The organism is Rhizorhabdus wittichii, assembly GCF_017607425.1.
Taxonomy (GTDB): domain Bacteria; phylum Pseudomonadota; class Alphaproteobacteria; order Sphingomonadales; family Sphingomonadaceae; genus Rhizorhabdus; species Rhizorhabdus wittichii.
In genome coordinates this window covers 3,136,913-3,150,581 of sequence record NZ_CP059319.1, presented here as the reverse complement: position 1 = coordinate 3,150,581, position 13,669 = coordinate 3,136,913, and the positions used below count along the sequence as shown (strand labels likewise).

Genomic DNA, 13,669 nt, shown 5'->3' with positions numbered 1-13,669 from the left:
GATCAGCCTCCGCTGTTCATCGCCGCCATGCGGGCGGCGAAACTCTTCGATTTGGCGGCAGGGGCTTGCGCCTCCGCCACGGACAGGATCGCCACCGGACGGGCCCAGACGGGCCGCCGGGACGGAACATCCCAATGGATCTCGATGCGGTGCGGCTGGAGCATCAGCCGGGTCGCCTCGTTGTAGCCGAGCAGGTCGAGGCTCTCGTTCGGGCCGCGCCGATCCCACTCGTCGTCAATCAGCACCTCGCCGGCAAACTCGTCGAACGTCGATGCCGGCAGGTCGATCGCGAAGCGGCCATAGCCCGGCCCGTCCTCGGTCACGGCGATCCGCTCGACCGACTGCGTCTTGAGCCGGTGAACACCGAGATCATATTCGAGCACGATCGGCTCGACCTTCTGGCCCTGCTCGTCCTTGCTCACCGTGCGGGGCACGACGGGCAGTTCCGGCGCAGCCGCCGACTTGGCACCCTTGATCAGCCGGACCTTGTGCCAGGGTGCCGCGGCCGACCCCCAATATTGCCCCGCCTTGGCCATGCGCCGCGCGAACTCGCGCGCTTTCCAGGTGACGTTGCCGTCGCCGGTGTCGATCGCCATCGCCGCGACCGGAAGGCGCCGGTTCGGATCGGACTGGAGCGGCAGTTCGCGCTCGAGCACCTGCTCGCGCAGCACGTCCCAATCCTCGATCCGCTCCGAGGGGCGGATGTCGACCATGCGGCCCCGCACCATCCGCTGGCGGATCGTGAAGCGCTCGAGCACCCACCAGCGGCCCTCGAGATCCCAGCCGATGATCATCACGTCGAACTTCGATCCGCCGACATCGACCGCCGACGTGACGAACAGCACGTCATCTGGAACCGTGCCGGCGACGAAGCCCTCGGCCTCGGCCACCGCCTGGGCGCGCTCGCGCAGCAGCTCCGGATTGATCGCCGATCCCGGGCCGCCGGCGCCCTCATAGACCGGGCCCATGGACTTGACGGTCCATTCCTTGAGGCGCTCGGGCTTCTTGGTCCGCTCGAAGTGGACCAGCGCCGCGACATAGCCGCGGGCGAGCTCGGCGTGGCTGACCATCGGCGACATGGTGCCGTGGATCCAGAAGCCCGCGCTCTCGCTCTCGCGCGGGTCACCGATCACCTTGCCGTCCCGGTCGATCACCTGCCCGGCGAACACCCAGTCGCCGGCATCGAGCATCGCCCGCTTGTCGGCCTCGAGGTTGAGCTGCCCGCAATGGGGGCAGCGCATGCCTGCGCTCGCGGAGACGAGGTTGAGCATCTCGTCGTCGCCGAGGCTGTCCTGGCGGTCGTAGATCAGCGGCATATAGAACCCTCGCGCCGCCAGCGGGTGCGGGCTGCTCCAGCCTCCGCACCGCATGCACGGCCAATACCAGAGCCCCCGGGTCGAATCCTTCCACATGCCGGCGATGCCGTTCCAGCCGGCGTCGCAGTGGCTCTCAAGATAGGCCTTGGCCATATTGCCATAGGCGCGCATGCGAACGTGGATCAGGTCCTTCATCGCCGCGCGCAGCTTGTCGCGGTAACCGTCGATCTCGGTCGCGTGGATGAACGGGGCCTGCTTCTGCCGGACGTTGCCGTCATTGGCGGCGAGCAACTGGATCGCGCGGCCGTCGACCCGCTTGAACTTCCGCTTCCGGTCGGTCGATCTCGGCCCCAGCTTCGCAAAGATCTCGGGATGCAGCCTCTCCGAGAAGAAGTCCGCGAACTCCTTGTCGGCGTAGCTGTCAATGTCCCCGCCAGCGGGCAGGAAGCTGATCGCGTCGGTCAGCGGACCGTTGCGCAGCCGCTTGAACAAGTGGTTCTCGCCGCCGATCGACTTGCCGGTCCTGCCCGGGCCGGGGACGATGACGAACCGGTAACGCGGATTATCGAGCGCGTTCTGCGGCGCGATCATATAGGGCGTGAACCCCGGATCGTAGAGCCGCTTGCCGTCGCCCTCCGGGTCCGGGAGGTAGCGGTACTGCCCGGCGCATTCGACCGTCGATATGTTCTCGGGCGGCAGGACCAGCGAGACGAGGCCGCCCGCTATGTCATGTGCGCTGGCGCAATACGCTCCCTGCCCGAGAGCGAGGAACTCGCGCTCGAGGTCGGCCAGAAGCTGGAAGGTCATCGGCGATGAAGGCTCCGAACTTGTCGTGCAGCCGGACCAACAGCCCGCGCATATGGTCCTGCACGGCCGCGCGGACCTCCGCCGGCAGCCGACCAGTGGGGTCGCTCTTCGCCGCGGTGGCTTGCATCTCCGACTGGACCATCGAGAAGAAGCTGGTGAACAGCGTCTGGACCTGAGCCCGTGGCACCCACTCGCCCTGGTCCATCTTGCGCCGCTGCGCGTCCATCTGCAGCAGGTTGATATGCCGAAGATCGGCAATGCTCATGCCGGCGGCGTCTTCGGGCACCGTCACGCCGGCGAGTTCCGCCAGCCGCCGATGCTTCGCGGCGTTGGCTTCGACCTCGGATCGGCAGCGCTTGATCAGGTGATCGAGCACCTTGGCGACCCGGAACTCCCATGCGACGCCCTCGGCGCCGCGGGATTGGATCGGGAAAGCCGGATCCGCGTCGATGATCAGGCGCAGATTGCGCCAAGTCATCTTGAGGATTTTCGCCATATCCTCCGCGTTGGCGACCTCATCGCGCCGGACGATGTCCCGCGCGGCGAGATATACTTTCAAGCGATAGGTCGGATCGGCCGATTTCCGTGCCATTCAGCACCCCCCGGACGGCCGCGATGATAGAAACGAGAAAGGCCCGCCGATCTGGCGAGCCTCGATTGGGTCATCTATCCCCAATTGCACATATATATCCATTCTCGGTTCCCGCGCGTCAACCATGATTTTTCTGCGGGTCGCGGACCGGCAGAAGATGAGCGATCCCGCCATGAAGCAGGAAGGCGCCATGGCGGAACGCCGCGACAGCATTGGCAAATCGGCAACGGGTGGCGCGGGCCGCATCCTTGATGGTCCATTCGCTGAGCACGACGCCATCGAACAGATTGACGATGTCGCCGGGAATGAAGGATCGCGCATAACGGAAATCATGCCGGGCAAGCGCCGCCGCTTCGCTGCGCGGCATGTGTCCGTACACCGGTCCATCGCCGCCCAGCCGCTCGTCGAACGCTGCAGTGGCGGCGGCGACGGCCAAGCCGGCATCCATGAACCGCCGCTGATACCAATGGCAGGCCGCGAAGCAGTCGTCGTCGATCACGCCACGGCGGTTGAGCTGTACGATGCGCGAGACGGTGACGTTCTGCAGGGCCGTGAATTTTCGATCGGTCTGACCCGGCGCCTCGATCTCCACCTCCGCATAAGGGGCCTTGCCCATCTGCTCGGGCGTCGGGCCCAGTCGCGCATCGTCGATATCGGCCTTCCACCATTCGCCTTTCTCGATCGCGTGCACCGCTTCGTCACGATTCCGCTCCGCATCGCGATAGGCCTGGTCGGATTCGAGGAGCTTTGCCTGGCGCTGCCGTTCGCGCTCCACGGTCGTCCAGCCGCGCTCCAGCCGCGCCACCATCTCGTCGGAAATATCCATGTTGCGCGTGCCGCCGTCGGCCGCGCGCTGATCTTTCGAAGCCTTTTCCCCCGTCATCGTCTCACCCTTCCGAGATTTGCAGCAACCGGTCGATCGCGTCGGCTTCCGCGACCAGGCGCCGCATGGGTTCCTCGATCGCAGCGATGACCGTAGGCACGAAGTCGCCGGCGTAGCGGACGCGGCGCCGCGCGTCGGCGATGGCCGTCGCGATCAGGGACCAGGGGAACTGCTCGAGCTCGTCCGCCGCGGCATTCTGCCATTCGTTGATCTGCTCCGGCGTGCGGTTGCCGCCGATCAGCGCAATCGCCCTGGACAGCTCGACCACCAGCAGGTCCGCTTCGTGGTCGCTCGGCGGCGCCAGTTCGCGAGCGATCCCGGCCGCCGCCTCAACCAGGGTTGTGCGAAAGTCGGGGGTGATCAACTCCCGCGCCTCGGCCCGGATATCCTCGTTCTCGGGATTCCGCTCGACGAGCGCGGCGATCGGCGAGGACCGAACGGCTTGCCTGCTCGACAGGGCCGTAGGATCGCCCGCTGTCGGGATCATATTTCTGCGGGCGGCTGCCGGGTCGGTCATCATGGGCTCCTTCGAGGATTTTCAGGAATTCGAGGGGACGGAGGACTTCGTCGATGTCGGTGACATGCGGCTTGGAATAGTTCGGCCCGGGCGGGTTCCGCCCGCAGAGCCAGCCGGATCGGGGGATCGCCTCGAACACCCGCACCCAAACCTCGCGGGGCGAGATACCGAGCTTGGCGCCGGCGCTCGCCGCATCGGCATCGCGGGCATGGATTGTCTTCAACCGGGCTTGGCTCAGCACCGTGATCCCGGGGATCACCGGGACGGCCGCTTTCAGTTCGGCCCAGCGCTCCATGACGAAGTGCTCGATCGGCTGTTCGGGCTCGGGGTCGACGGGATTGCCGAACAGATCGATCATGCCATGGGGGGTGCCCTCCCCGTTAGGGGAGGGTGGGGCTATTTCCTCTTCTTGGTTTCCCTTACTAGGTTCCGTGGTGCGTTTTTGCACCTCTTCACCGTGCAAAATGTCACCCGTTTCCGGGCGTTTTTGCACCTGTTTCGGAAAGGGTGTCGTTTTTGCACCGCTTTTTCTGACAGCCGCTTTAGGGATCGCAGGGATCTCGGGCCGCATATGAAAGAGGTACACCGGGATCTGGTTCGTGGCGCCCTTTCGCTCATCGGTGCGTTCAAGAATGCCAAGCCCGCCATGCTCGATCGGTGTTGCCAGTTCGTCCAAGGCGGCGAGCACCGTGCGCTTCGACAGCCCGGTTGCATCCTGGAGATAGCCGAGGCTGGCGAAGACCTCGCCTGTGACGTGGTTGGCGAGGTCGGCCACGATCATCAGCAAGTTCTTCGTCGAGGATTTTTCGATCCTCGCCCGGATCGCCCAACTCAGCGCTTCGCTGCTCATGCCGGAGATCCTTTCCGGCCTGACCATGCATCCCGGGCGCCCTTGCTCGCATTGCACGGGCCGCACAGTGTTTGGAGGTTATCATCGTGGTCCTCGCCACCGTTCGCGAGGGCCACGATGTGGTCGACCTGCAAATTGGAGCGCGACCCGCATGCCTTGCAGCGATAGCCGTCCCGATCGAATATCTGGAGCGCGCGGGTAACAGTCATCTTTCTCCGGCCCGGTTTCTCGCGCTCTTGGGGCTCGGGCCAGCCGTTATATCCCGGACGCAGCGCCTCACCCGAATGCTTGAAATTGAAGAGGTTGGCCGCCTCATCGGCGCAGTCGATGCAGATCATGATCGGTTGGCGTCCGAGCCTCTCGGACACCAAGCCGAGGTCGGCGATCTCGCACTGAGCAGCGCAATCGTTCCTGCAGCACATCCTGCACGCAACCGGCTGGCCGAACAGACGGAGGTTGATTTTCCGCGCTTCGGCCGCCCAGGCCGCATTCCATACAGCTTCTTTCATCGTCCACCTCCCCAATCGAATGCGAGATCCGCCGGCGGCGTGAACTCGTCGAAGTCGCTGCCGCGCACCGCGGCGTTGGCGCCGAAGAACTTGACCGGCCGGCTCGATGTCTTGCCGTGGCGGTTCTTCCCGCAGATCAGTTCCTGGACCCCGCGCACGGCGCGGAAATCGGTCTCCCAGGCGTCATATTTGCGCTGGTAGTCCTGCGAGCCCTGCTTGGGCTGTTCCTTGATGAGATAGGTCTCCTCGCGGAAAACCAGGATGATCGAATCGGCGTCCTGCTCGAGGTCGCCGGCCTGCTTGAGGTCGCGGACCTCGGGCCGGAAATCCTTGCGGTCCTCGGCGCCGCGGCTGAGCTGCGACAGGGCGAACACCGGCACGCCATGCTTCTGGGCTATATCGAGAAGGCCTTTCGACACGGCGGCAACGCGCGGCGTGTCCTCGGTGATCTCGCGCCCGTTGCGGCTGGCGCCGAGGAGCTGGACATAGTCGACGAAGACCGGGCCGAGCTTCTTGCCCTTGGCCGCCCAGCGAGCCTTCGCGCGCGCCACCATCGATTCGATCCGGCGGATGTCGCAGCGGCCGGTCGCGGTATAGTTCACCGGCAGGCTGGCGGCGACGGCCTCGGCGCGTTCGAGCGCCTGGAGCTGCACCGAGGTGAGGTTGCCCTTCCGGATCGCCTCGTGGGCGACGGGGTTGCCCAAGGCGTGGCAGAGGTCGGCGGCGACATAGATCGCCTGCTGCTCCTCGGTCATCTCGGCATGGAAGAACTCGACCGGGATGCCGTTCATGGCGTAGCCGAGCGCCATCGACCGGGCGAGGGTGGTCTTGCCCTGGCCCGGCCGCCCGCCGATGATATTGTAGGTTCCGGGCTCAACCTCGCCGATCAGGCGGTCGACGTCCTTCACCAGCTTGCACGAATAGCCGTCGACCGTGCCGGCGGTGACGATGCGCTGGTTGCGTTCGATCACCTTGCGGATCATCGACGTGGCGCTGTTCGCAGCGACCGCCGGGCGCGCCGATACGGCCGACCAGAGATCAGCCTCGATCCGGTCGACGATCTCCTCGACGCTGTCCTCGATCGCGGTCGGCAGCAACGTCCTGTGGCGGCCGAGGGCATCATCGACATCCCGCAACGCTGCCAGGTCGGCGAGCATGCGGGCCATGTCCAGGATGCCGATCAGTACTGCGCCCTGACCACCCGATTGGGCGAGGTAGGGGCCGATCGGCTGGTTCGGCAGCAGCTCCGCTACCTCCGGATCGAACTCGAAGAAGGGGCGCAGCGTCACGGCGTTGGCGGCCTGGCCGCGCTCGGTCAGCTTGAGGATGGCGCGGAAGATCTTCCGATGGATGCCATAATAGAACTGGTCCTCGCGCAGGATCTCGGCGACCGCCGGCACCAGCCGGTTGTCGAGCATCATCCCCCCGAGCAGGAAATATTCGGCTTCTTCGTTGACGAGGGCGACAGGCTGGTCCTGGCCGGCGGGGCGAAGCGGCTCTGTCATGCTGCCACCTGCAGCGGATCGATCGAGGCGAACGATCGGCCGAAGATCGGCCCGCAGGCCGGCCCATAGATCCGCCGATGCGAGATCTCGGCATATTCGGGGTTGAGCTCGATCAGGATGGATCGCAGCCCCATCTCGCGCGCGACCAGGCCGACGGTGCCGGCGCCACCGAACGGATCGAGCACGAGGCCGGGGACGCGCTCGAACTGCTCGCAGATCGGCCCGCAGCCCTCAGGCGCGCCGCAGCAGCCGCAGACGGTGGCGGGAGTGCCGGCGGCGATGCAGCGGCGGGCGAGCTCGGGCGGGAAGGTCGCGAAATGCGCCTCGCGGAACGCCTTGGGCGCGATGGTCCAGACGTTGCGAGCATTGCGGGTTTCGCTGACGATGTCGGCAACTGCTGCTGAAAAGCTCTCGTTGTTGCGGATACCGCTGCCCGCTGCGGCCGTCTTCGACGAGCGGCGCCCATTGCGGTGAACATTGCCATGCGTACCGGGATCGGTGTCCCAGCCTGCGGGAACAGGGTTCCTCTTGCTGCTGACAATGCGATCACGCCCGCGATCCCCCTCCTTCGGGTTCACGCGATCCTGATGCCCCCAGCCAACTCCGGTCGATTTCTTCGAGACTGGGACGCGGTCGACGTTCTGACGGCTATTCGGGCCGGGCCGGCGCGCATGCGCACCACCGGCCACCGGCTCCCGGATCGCTTCGTCGTTGTAGAAATAGTCCTCGCTCTTGGTGAGGAGCCAGACCTTCTCATGCGCCGTCGTCGGCCGGTCGTAGACCGATTCCGGCATCGGGTTGGGCTTGTGCCAGATGATTTCGGAACGGACGTACCAGCCGTCGTCCTGCAGGGCGATCGCCAGTCGGTTCGGTATCATGCAGAGGTCCTTGGGCTTGAGATATCCGCCTGGGCGGACGGTGAAGCCGCTGTCCGCGCGATAGGCTTCCTTTGCGCCGTCGCGCTGAGGGCCACGCGCATCCGGTTGAAGGATAGGCCCGGCCTTGGCACGCATATGGTCGTGGAAATCGCGGTCGACGCCGCGGGATCCGCGTTCCGCGCCATAATAGGTCCGGCCCTGGATCGGCCCGACCGTCGAGAATGGCTTGTCGCGAAACGTGCGGTCGTCGGTCCCGTCGGCCTTATAGGCGGCGGCCGATTTCCCGTTGGGCGCCGCGGCGTAGCAATCGCCGTAGTTCAGCCACATGGTGCCGTGGACCTTGAGCACGCGGCGGAGCTCGCGGCAGACGCGGACCATCACGTCGAGATGCTCACCGAGCGTCGGCTCGAGACCGATCTGCCCGGCCACGCCATAATCGCGCAGACCCCAATAAGGCGGCGAGAAAACGATGCAGTCGACCGAATTGGACGGCAGCTTCGCGAGCTGCTCGAACACGTCGCCGAGGCGGATGTCGACGAGATCATCCACGGAGATGCGCCCCCATGAAATTGCGGTCGCGCCAGGGCCGGGGATGGCCGGGGACCAGGGTCAGGAAATAGTCGAGGATGCCGCAGGCCTCGGCGGCGTCGTGCGTCTCGGGATACCAGCCGAACTCGGCGCATTGGCGCAGCGCGAGCTCCTTGGGATTGTCGTTGCCGAAGCCCGACCCTCGACCGAGGAAATGCTTCCGCCATTCCGAGATATGCGCCTTGTAGATCTTGATGCCCTTGTCGTGGGCGAACAGCTCGGTGACGCCGGCGAGCCCGAGCAGCATCTGGATCACGTTCATGTCGATCTTCGACGAGACGTGCTGCGCCTCGAACACGAGATGGGTGAAGCGGTGCATCCGGTGCTGATCGCGCAGGAACTCGCGCAGCCGGTGCGCGCGCCAACCGATGTCGCCGGGTTTCCCTGGCAACTTCAATTGACCGAAGAATGGGCGCTCCATTTCAGGCTTGTGGAGCGCCCACCCCAGGTTCGTCGCGATGTCGAGTGCGAGAACGGAGGCCATGGTCAGTGCGGGCGCGCCTCGCCACCGCCGAGATGCCCGCGGGCGCGCTCTATCGCGGTCGGCGCTTGCTGTGCGGCTGCCTGCTCGGCGTCACCGGATGCCTCGCCGTCATCGTCATCGTCGTCTTCATCGTCGTCGCCGGTCACCGCGCGAGCGTCGGCACCGAGACGCATCTGCAGAACCTTGCCCTCGGCGCTGTCGACCAGGTCGACGACGACGTCCGGCCAATCGGCATGCTGCGCCAGGCCGTTGAACGAGCGCATGAACGACTGCCGCTCCGGCTCTTCCATCTTCTCGAGCTTGGCGAAGAGCTTCGCGGCGGCGCGATCGACGCCATAGCCCTCCACCTTGCCCCACATCTCGCCGATGTCCTTGTCGATGCGGGCCTTGCGCGACTTCTTGTCCTCGAAATCCTTGCGGATCAGGGCGATGGCGCCCTTGAAGTTCGGTTCGCGCAAGTCGGACGCGACCCGTTCCTTCGATGCTTTCTCGGCCATGCTCATCTCCTCGGCTGGCCAGGTGGACACCACGGATCGGCCGCGGCGACAGGGGCGGGGCGCCCATGTTCGTGATGCGCGGGGATCGACGGGCGCGCCCGGATCCGCCGGCGCGGGATCAATCGGTGCGGCGGCGGTCGATCTCGGCCAGCCGGAGGCGCCAGCGATCGAAGGCGGCGCCGCCGGCCTCGACGAAGGCGCGGTCCTCCACCAGTTCCTCGTCGCTGATCTCGTCGTCGTCCTCGAGATTCTCGGACATGGCGGCCTGCGCGCGCATGATGATCGTGAGCGCGCGGCGATCGGCCACGGCACCCTCTGCGGGGGTGTCGATCTCGACCATCTTGAGGCCCATCAACGCCAGGACCGGGTTGGCCAGCCGCCCGCGCCATTTCTGGCAGGCGCGCAGGAAGGTGGTCATCGGCATCTCGGCCGTCGACCGGCAATATTTGCCGGCCTGGTCCGGATGCCGGCCCAGCTCCTGGCCGAGGTCGACATAGGAGAAGTCGTCTTCGCGGCGGATATCTTCCAGGCGGTCGCCGACCGTCTGGAGCAGCTTTGAAGCCGGAACGACCGCGCGGCGGCCGTCGATCGTCGGCCTGCTCATCGGGTAATCCCGCCGCTATGGTAGATACGAGACGAGATATTCCGCGCGTGATGGCCGCAGCCGATGCCCCGATCGGGCTCGCACCGGGCGCCGCAGCGCGGACAGGCGTACCGGTCGATCCGGTCCATGCCGTCGATGTCGACGTTGCGCACCACGGTGCCGCCGACATGGTCACGCCGCATCGAGGAGACGAAGTTCAGGCGCGCCGCCATCAGAAGCGCCCTCGGGGGGCGGGTGAGACTCCCGCTGCCCGCCCCCGTCGGCTACGGTTGGAATGGCAGACACCAACCGAAGGGAAATCCGAATGGACGACGGATCGAAAGCGATCCTGCTCTGGAACCAGGAGTTGCTCGCGACGCTCATCAAGCGAATGGCTGGGGCAGGCGTTCTCAACGAGCATGGCGCTGACGCCCTCGCCGAAGAAGTTCGCCAATACGCGACATCCAAGCACCCGGAGTTCGAAAGGCAGTTCCTGGCCCACGCCGCCTATCTGCAGACCGGCATCCGCGAAGAGTGCGATCGCTCGCGGGCGAAGAGGGGCTGACGCTGGTCCCGGCTGGAGCGCCGTAGGTCGGCCTCAGGTCGAGGATGTTCCCGTCCGAGTAAGCGCCGAGCGCCTCGAATTCGAACCGGAAAGCGGAGCCGCCCGGTCGGCCAAAGAAGTCGAGCAGATCGTCCGCGATCTGGGGGCCAGCCCGCCGTGCCGCGCTCGCCGACTGGAACGGCGCGCGCTTCGCGAACCGCGGCCTGGGGTTTGGATGGAACATCAGCGCTCCCCTCTGGGGGCAGGACGAAGGTTCGGCGTCCTGCCCCCTTCGTTCACGACTGGCTCAGGGGTAGCGGCCGAGCCGGTCGGAACTGGAATTGCGATCGCGCGCCAGGCGAAGAGGTGCACGAACATTCAGGCTGCGGCGCCCTGCGGGGACGGGCACTGTTGCAGAGCGCGGACGATCGGTGCCCAGGTGCCATCCACGCGCGGATCTACCTCGCCCTTCTCGATGCGCATGATCGTCGTCTCATGAACATTCGAGATGGCAGACAACTCAGCGCGAGAGAGCTTCGCATCCTTGCGAGCCTGCTCCAGCGATCGGGGATTTAGAGGGTCGATCATGCAGACCATCGTAACTGCACATGTGCAGCAACGCAAGATGCACATGTGTCCCATGCGAAAGGTGCTCGCCAGCAGCTATTCTGCGCCGGTGGAGAAAGAGAAGATTACGACCGCCAAGCGTGCTGCGATCCGGGCGATCAGCAGATGGCGGGATCGTGTCCTCGCGTCGCCAGATTCCAAGTTCGACAATGCGGCGGCCTGGGCGAAGGCTGCGTCGATCAGTCCGACGACAATTACGCGCGGGATGAGTTCCGATGCCAAGTCAACGGTGAAGATCGAGAACCTCCACCTCCTTGCCGAGGCGGTCGGCACGCGGTCCGTGGTGGATTTTCTTGAAGGCGACGCGCTAAGGATTTCACCCCTTCTTCCTGGCGATGCTACCCTGGCGATAATGTTGAAAGCCTTTGCGCCCGCCTTATCGGCTGCCCATGGCACAGAAGCAGCTCTTCAAGACGCTGCTCGAAGGTTCGGCGTAGCGCTGCGTGCTGTCGCAACGAGTCCCGATCTGGAGCAGAACACGGATCGTCTGCTCGGTTTGATCGAAGGATTGCTTCTCGAAAGCGGGCGTTCGCTGCTCGACAAATCTCTATCTGGATAGAGCACTCGGTAACGCACGGTAGACATTTTCTCGGGCAATCTTTCATGGCCTCCCCTCGTCTTGTAGGGGAACGTCAGGCCAAGCCATTAAAGAGCGGATAATATTCTAGGCTAAGCGGTGCGGGGCTTAGGTCCATTTTGAATGTTGTCTGAATCCGATGGACAGCGTTGAGGGGATACGAAGATGGGGCGTCATCTAAGAGCCTGATCCGAAATTAAGTTGAGTGGTATCAGCAAGTTAGCTTGACGCTAGCGCCAGTCGTTGATTCAGGGGTTTTGCAACAAACTTCCGGAGATCGACGATGTGGACCGATACCACTCGGGCGCAATATGCCCGTACAGAACTGGCTTTGCCAAGCGATTTGACCGATGCCGAATGGGCGGTGCTGGAGCCCTTCTTTCCGCCGCCCTCGTCGGTGGGACGTCCGCGCAAGTGGCCGCTCAGGCGCATTATCGAGGCGATTTTGTATTTGCTGCGCGGCGGGCTGCCGTGGCGGATGCTGCCGCCGTGCTTTCCGCCCGTCTCGACGGTGCGGCGCTGGTTTTATCTGTGGCGCGACAACGGCCTGTGGCTGTCGCTCAATCATGCCCTGCTGTTGATCGGGCGGGAAGCTGTAGGCCGCGAGGCTTCGCCGAGCGCCGGGGTGATCGACAGCCAGAGTGTGAAGACCTCGGAAAGCGGCGGGCCTCGCGGCTATGACGCGGGGAAGAGGATCAAGGGGCGCAAGCGCCACATCCTGACCGACACCGACGGCAATCTGGTCCATGCCGTGATCCATACTGCCGATATCCAGGATCGCGATGGCGCGCCGTTGGTGCTGGCCGAGATCGTCCGTCGCTTCCCGTGGCTGCGCCATGTCTTTGCCGACGGTGGCTATGCGGGCGAAAAGCTCAGGGATGCCCTGCGCCGCATCGGCAAATGGACCGTCGAGATCGTCAAGCGATCGGATACGGCAAAAGGCTTCGTCGTGCTGCCCAGGCGCTGGGTCGTCGAGCGAACGCTGGCTTGGCTCAATCGAAACCGGCGCCTCGCCAAGGACTTCGAACAAACCATCGCTTCCGCAACCGCATGGCTCTTCATCGCTTCAATCCAGCTCTTCACACGAAGAATCGCAAAGCTAGGAAATTACGCCCGATAATTTTGAATCAGGCTCTAAGGGCATGTGCGTTGGCAGTTGCGGCGATCGCGCTCGCTGGTGCGGGCAAGCCGTGGACGCAGGAGCGGTTTTCACAATGCCTGAGTCGCGTCGGAGCAAGTGCGCTTGATCCCGATGAGGGCATCTCCAGCATCAATTGTAGGGAGCGAGATTCTATCAGCAACGATGCCACATCCGTGGCAGACCTGATGATCGATCGCTATGTATTTGTAGGCTGGAACAAGAAGCAGCCACATACCCGGCTGGCTAGTTATATGCTCATTATCGACTATAATCGTATGCAGACAATCTTGGGAGGAGATGCGGCTGCAGGTATCGTCGGCTTCAACAGACTGAGTATTTTATGGCCAGATGGCCTACAAGAATATTATCTAAAAATCGATGACTTTAGAGTAAAGGGCTGCTCAACGATTGGGAGTGGAGTTCTGCGCACATCATCGTGTAGCTATCAGGAGCGCTCATACATGCCCATTTCAGCCGAGGCGCTCGATAAATTTAAGAAAATTGCTCAAGCGAGTACGGAAATTAAGCTTCCCATTAAGCTATTTTCTAAATCTGGTGAAGCCGTTGAAGCTTATATTTGTGTTGATGAGGTTGTAGCTACAGCCGCTGCTGCCGGGATCTAATCCGCGCCGCGAACTGCCGCGAGAAGAGTTAACCGGCCGGCAGTCCCCAATCTAACCGATTCGCATGTCTTAACGCGTGGATGCACATATGCATTTTTAGGGCTTGACCTTAAAACTGCATATGTGCATTTGTAACGGGGTCAGCTCT

At 64.1% G+C, this 13,669-nt stretch carries 17 protein-coding genes; 4 read left to right on the top strand and 13 right to left on the bottom strand.

Going from position 1 to position 13,669, the window contains the following annotated elements:
• Positions 1-2: 2 nt before the first annotated feature.
• The 12 genes from HRJ34_RS14845 to HRJ34_RS14790 all read right to left on the bottom strand — a co-directional run bounded on the left by HRJ34_RS14845 (position 3) and on the right by HRJ34_RS14790 (position 10,242).
• Positions 3-2,123: a terminase gpA endonuclease subunit gene (locus tag HRJ34_RS14845; protein WP_208631632.1), complete on the bottom strand. Its 2,121-nt coding sequence runs from the start codon at positions 2,121-2,123 to the stop codon at positions 3-5.
• Positions 2,044-2,715 (bottom strand): hypothetical protein, encoded by a 672-nt coding sequence (locus tag HRJ34_RS14840; protein WP_208631631.1) that lies wholly within the window; start codon positions 2,713-2,715, stop codon positions 2,044-2,046. Before HRJ34_RS14840 ends, HRJ34_RS14845 begins: the two co-directional genes overlap by 80 nt.
• A gap of 118 nt (positions 2,716-2,833) precedes the next feature.
• The gene (locus HRJ34_RS14835; RefSeq protein ID WP_208631630.1) at positions 2,834-3,598 is read right to left on the bottom strand and encodes a hypothetical protein; all 765 of its coding nucleotides are present in this window, start codon (positions 3,596-3,598) and stop codon (positions 2,834-2,836) included.
• A 4-nt stretch (positions 3,599-3,602) separates the two neighbouring features.
• Complete coding sequence (locus HRJ34_RS14830; RefSeq protein WP_208631629.1) at positions 3,603-3,962, bottom strand: hypothetical protein; 360 nt, start codon at positions 3,960-3,962, stop codon at positions 3,603-3,605.
• Positions 3,928-4,965 (bottom strand): helix-turn-helix domain-containing protein, encoded by a 1,038-nt coding sequence (locus HRJ34_RS14825; protein ID WP_208631628.1) that lies wholly within the window; start codon positions 4,963-4,965, stop codon positions 3,928-3,930. Before HRJ34_RS14825 ends, HRJ34_RS14830 begins: the two co-directional genes overlap by 35 nt.
• Positions 4,962-5,474: an HNH endonuclease gene (locus tag HRJ34_RS14820; protein ID WP_208631627.1), complete on the bottom strand. Its 513-nt coding sequence runs from the start codon at positions 5,472-5,474 to the stop codon at positions 4,962-4,964. The genes HRJ34_RS14825 and HRJ34_RS14820 overlap by 4 nt, the downstream gene beginning before the upstream one ends.
• On the bottom strand, positions 5,471-6,979 hold the full coding sequence (locus HRJ34_RS14815; protein ID WP_208631626.1) for a DnaB-like helicase C-terminal domain-containing protein: 1,509 nt from the start codon (positions 6,977-6,979) through the stop codon (positions 5,471-5,473). The genes HRJ34_RS14820 and HRJ34_RS14815 overlap by 4 nt, the downstream gene beginning before the upstream one ends.
• The gene (locus tag HRJ34_RS14810; protein WP_226948797.1) at positions 6,976-8,406 is read right to left on the bottom strand and encodes a DNA-methyltransferase; all 1,431 of its coding nucleotides are present in this window, start codon (positions 8,404-8,406) and stop codon (positions 6,976-6,978) included. Before HRJ34_RS14810 ends, HRJ34_RS14815 begins: the two co-directional genes overlap by 4 nt.
• Positions 8,399-8,836 carry a hypothetical protein gene (locus HRJ34_RS14805; RefSeq protein ID WP_208631625.1) on the bottom strand — a complete coding sequence of 146 codons (438 nt, stop codon included), beginning with the start codon at positions 8,834-8,836 and terminating at the stop codon, positions 8,399-8,401. Before HRJ34_RS14805 ends, HRJ34_RS14810 begins: the two co-directional genes overlap by 8 nt.
• Before the next feature lie 95 nt (positions 8,837-8,931).
• On the bottom strand, positions 8,932-9,426 hold the full coding sequence (locus HRJ34_RS14800) for a hypothetical protein (protein WP_208631624.1): 495 nt from the start codon (positions 9,424-9,426) through the stop codon (positions 8,932-8,934).
• Positions 9,427-9,544: 118 nt separating this feature from the next.
• Positions 9,545-10,030 (bottom strand): hypothetical protein, encoded by a 486-nt coding sequence (locus tag HRJ34_RS14795; RefSeq protein WP_208631623.1) that lies wholly within the window; start codon positions 10,028-10,030, stop codon positions 9,545-9,547.
• Positions 10,027-10,242, bottom strand: coding sequence for a hypothetical protein (locus HRJ34_RS14790; RefSeq protein WP_208631622.1), 216 nt, complete (start codon positions 10,240-10,242; stop codon positions 10,027-10,029). Before HRJ34_RS14790 ends, HRJ34_RS14795 begins: the two co-directional genes overlap by 4 nt.
• Positions 10,243-10,334: 92 nt before the next feature.
• Here HRJ34_RS14790 and HRJ34_RS14785 point away from each other — a divergent pair, with 92 nt between their 5' ends.
• Positions 10,335-10,574: a hypothetical protein gene (locus tag HRJ34_RS14785; protein WP_208631621.1), complete on the top strand. Its 240-nt coding sequence runs from the start codon at positions 10,335-10,337 to the stop codon at positions 10,572-10,574.
• A gap of 357 nt (positions 10,575-10,931) precedes the next feature.
• Here HRJ34_RS14785 and HRJ34_RS14780 read toward each other — a convergent pair whose 3' ends face one another.
• The gene (locus HRJ34_RS14780) at positions 10,932-11,141 is read right to left on the bottom strand and encodes a helix-turn-helix transcriptional regulator (protein ID WP_208631620.1); all 210 of its coding nucleotides are present in this window, start codon (positions 11,139-11,141) and stop codon (positions 10,932-10,934) included.
• Here HRJ34_RS14780 and HRJ34_RS14775 point away from each other — a divergent pair.
• The 3 genes from HRJ34_RS14775 to HRJ34_RS14765 all read left to right on the top strand — a co-directional run bounded on the left by HRJ34_RS14775 (position 11,140) and on the right by HRJ34_RS14765 (position 13,521).
• Positions 11,140-11,739, top strand: a complete 600-nt coding sequence (locus HRJ34_RS14775) for a hypothetical protein (RefSeq protein ID WP_208631619.1) — start codon at positions 11,140-11,142, stop codon at positions 11,737-11,739. The genes HRJ34_RS14780 and HRJ34_RS14775 overlap by 2 nt on opposite strands.
• 301 nt (positions 11,740-12,040) lie before the next feature.
• Positions 12,041-12,877, top strand: coding sequence for an IS5 family transposase (locus tag HRJ34_RS14770; protein ID WP_208631555.1), 837 nt, complete (start codon positions 12,041-12,043; stop codon positions 12,875-12,877).
• A 29-nt stretch (positions 12,878-12,906) separates the two neighbouring features.
• A complete protein-coding gene (locus HRJ34_RS14765) occupies positions 12,907-13,521 on the top strand; it encodes a hypothetical protein (protein ID WP_208631618.1) in 615 nt (204 codons plus the stop codon).
• The last annotated feature ends 148 nt before the right edge of the window (positions 13,522-13,669 follow it).

Coding starts and splice junctions, on each gene's coding strand:
- HRJ34_RS14845 (WP_208631632.1), bottom strand. CDS start 2,123: ATGACCTTCCAGCTTCTGGCCGACCTCGAGCGCGAGTTCCTCGCTCTC.
- HRJ34_RS14840 (WP_208631631.1), bottom strand. CDS start 2,715: ATGGCACGGAAATCGGCCGATCCGACCTATCGCTTGAAAGTATATCTC.
- HRJ34_RS14835 (WP_208631630.1), bottom strand. CDS start 3,598: ATGACGGGGGAAAAGGCTTCGAAAGATCAGCGCGCGGCCGACGGCGGC.
- HRJ34_RS14825 (WP_208631628.1), bottom strand. CDS start 4,965: ATGAGCAGCGAAGCGCTGAGTTGGGCGATCCGGGCGAGGATCGAAAAA.
- HRJ34_RS14820 (WP_208631627.1), bottom strand. CDS start 5,474: ATGAAAGAAGCTGTATGGAATGCGGCCTGGGCGGCCGAAGCGCGGAAA.
- HRJ34_RS14815 (WP_208631626.1), bottom strand. CDS start 6,979: ATGACAGAGCCGCTTCGCCCCGCCGGCCAGGACCAGCCTGTCGCCCTC.
- HRJ34_RS14800 (WP_208631624.1), bottom strand. CDS start 9,426: ATGGCCGAGAAAGCATCGAAGGAACGGGTCGCGTCCGACTTGCGCGAA.
- HRJ34_RS14795 (WP_208631623.1), bottom strand. CDS start 10,030: ATGAGCAGGCCGACGATCGACGGCCGCCGCGCGGTCGTTCCGGCTTCA.
- HRJ34_RS14790 (WP_208631622.1), bottom strand. CDS start 10,242: ATGGCGGCGCGCCTGAACTTCGTCTCCTCGATGCGGCGTGACCATGTC.
- HRJ34_RS14785 (WP_208631621.1), top strand. CDS start 10,335: ATGGACGACGGATCGAAAGCGATCCTGCTCTGGAACCAGGAGTTGCTC.
- HRJ34_RS14775 (WP_208631619.1), top strand. CDS start 11,140: ATGCAGACCATCGTAACTGCACATGTGCAGCAACGCAAGATGCACATG.
- HRJ34_RS14780 (WP_208631620.1), bottom strand. CDS start 11,141: ATGATCGACCCTCTAAATCCCCGATCGCTGGAGCAGGCTCGCAAGGAT.
- HRJ34_RS14770 (WP_208631555.1), top strand. CDS start 12,041: ATGTGGACCGATACCACTCGGGCGCAATATGCCCGTACAGAACTGGCT.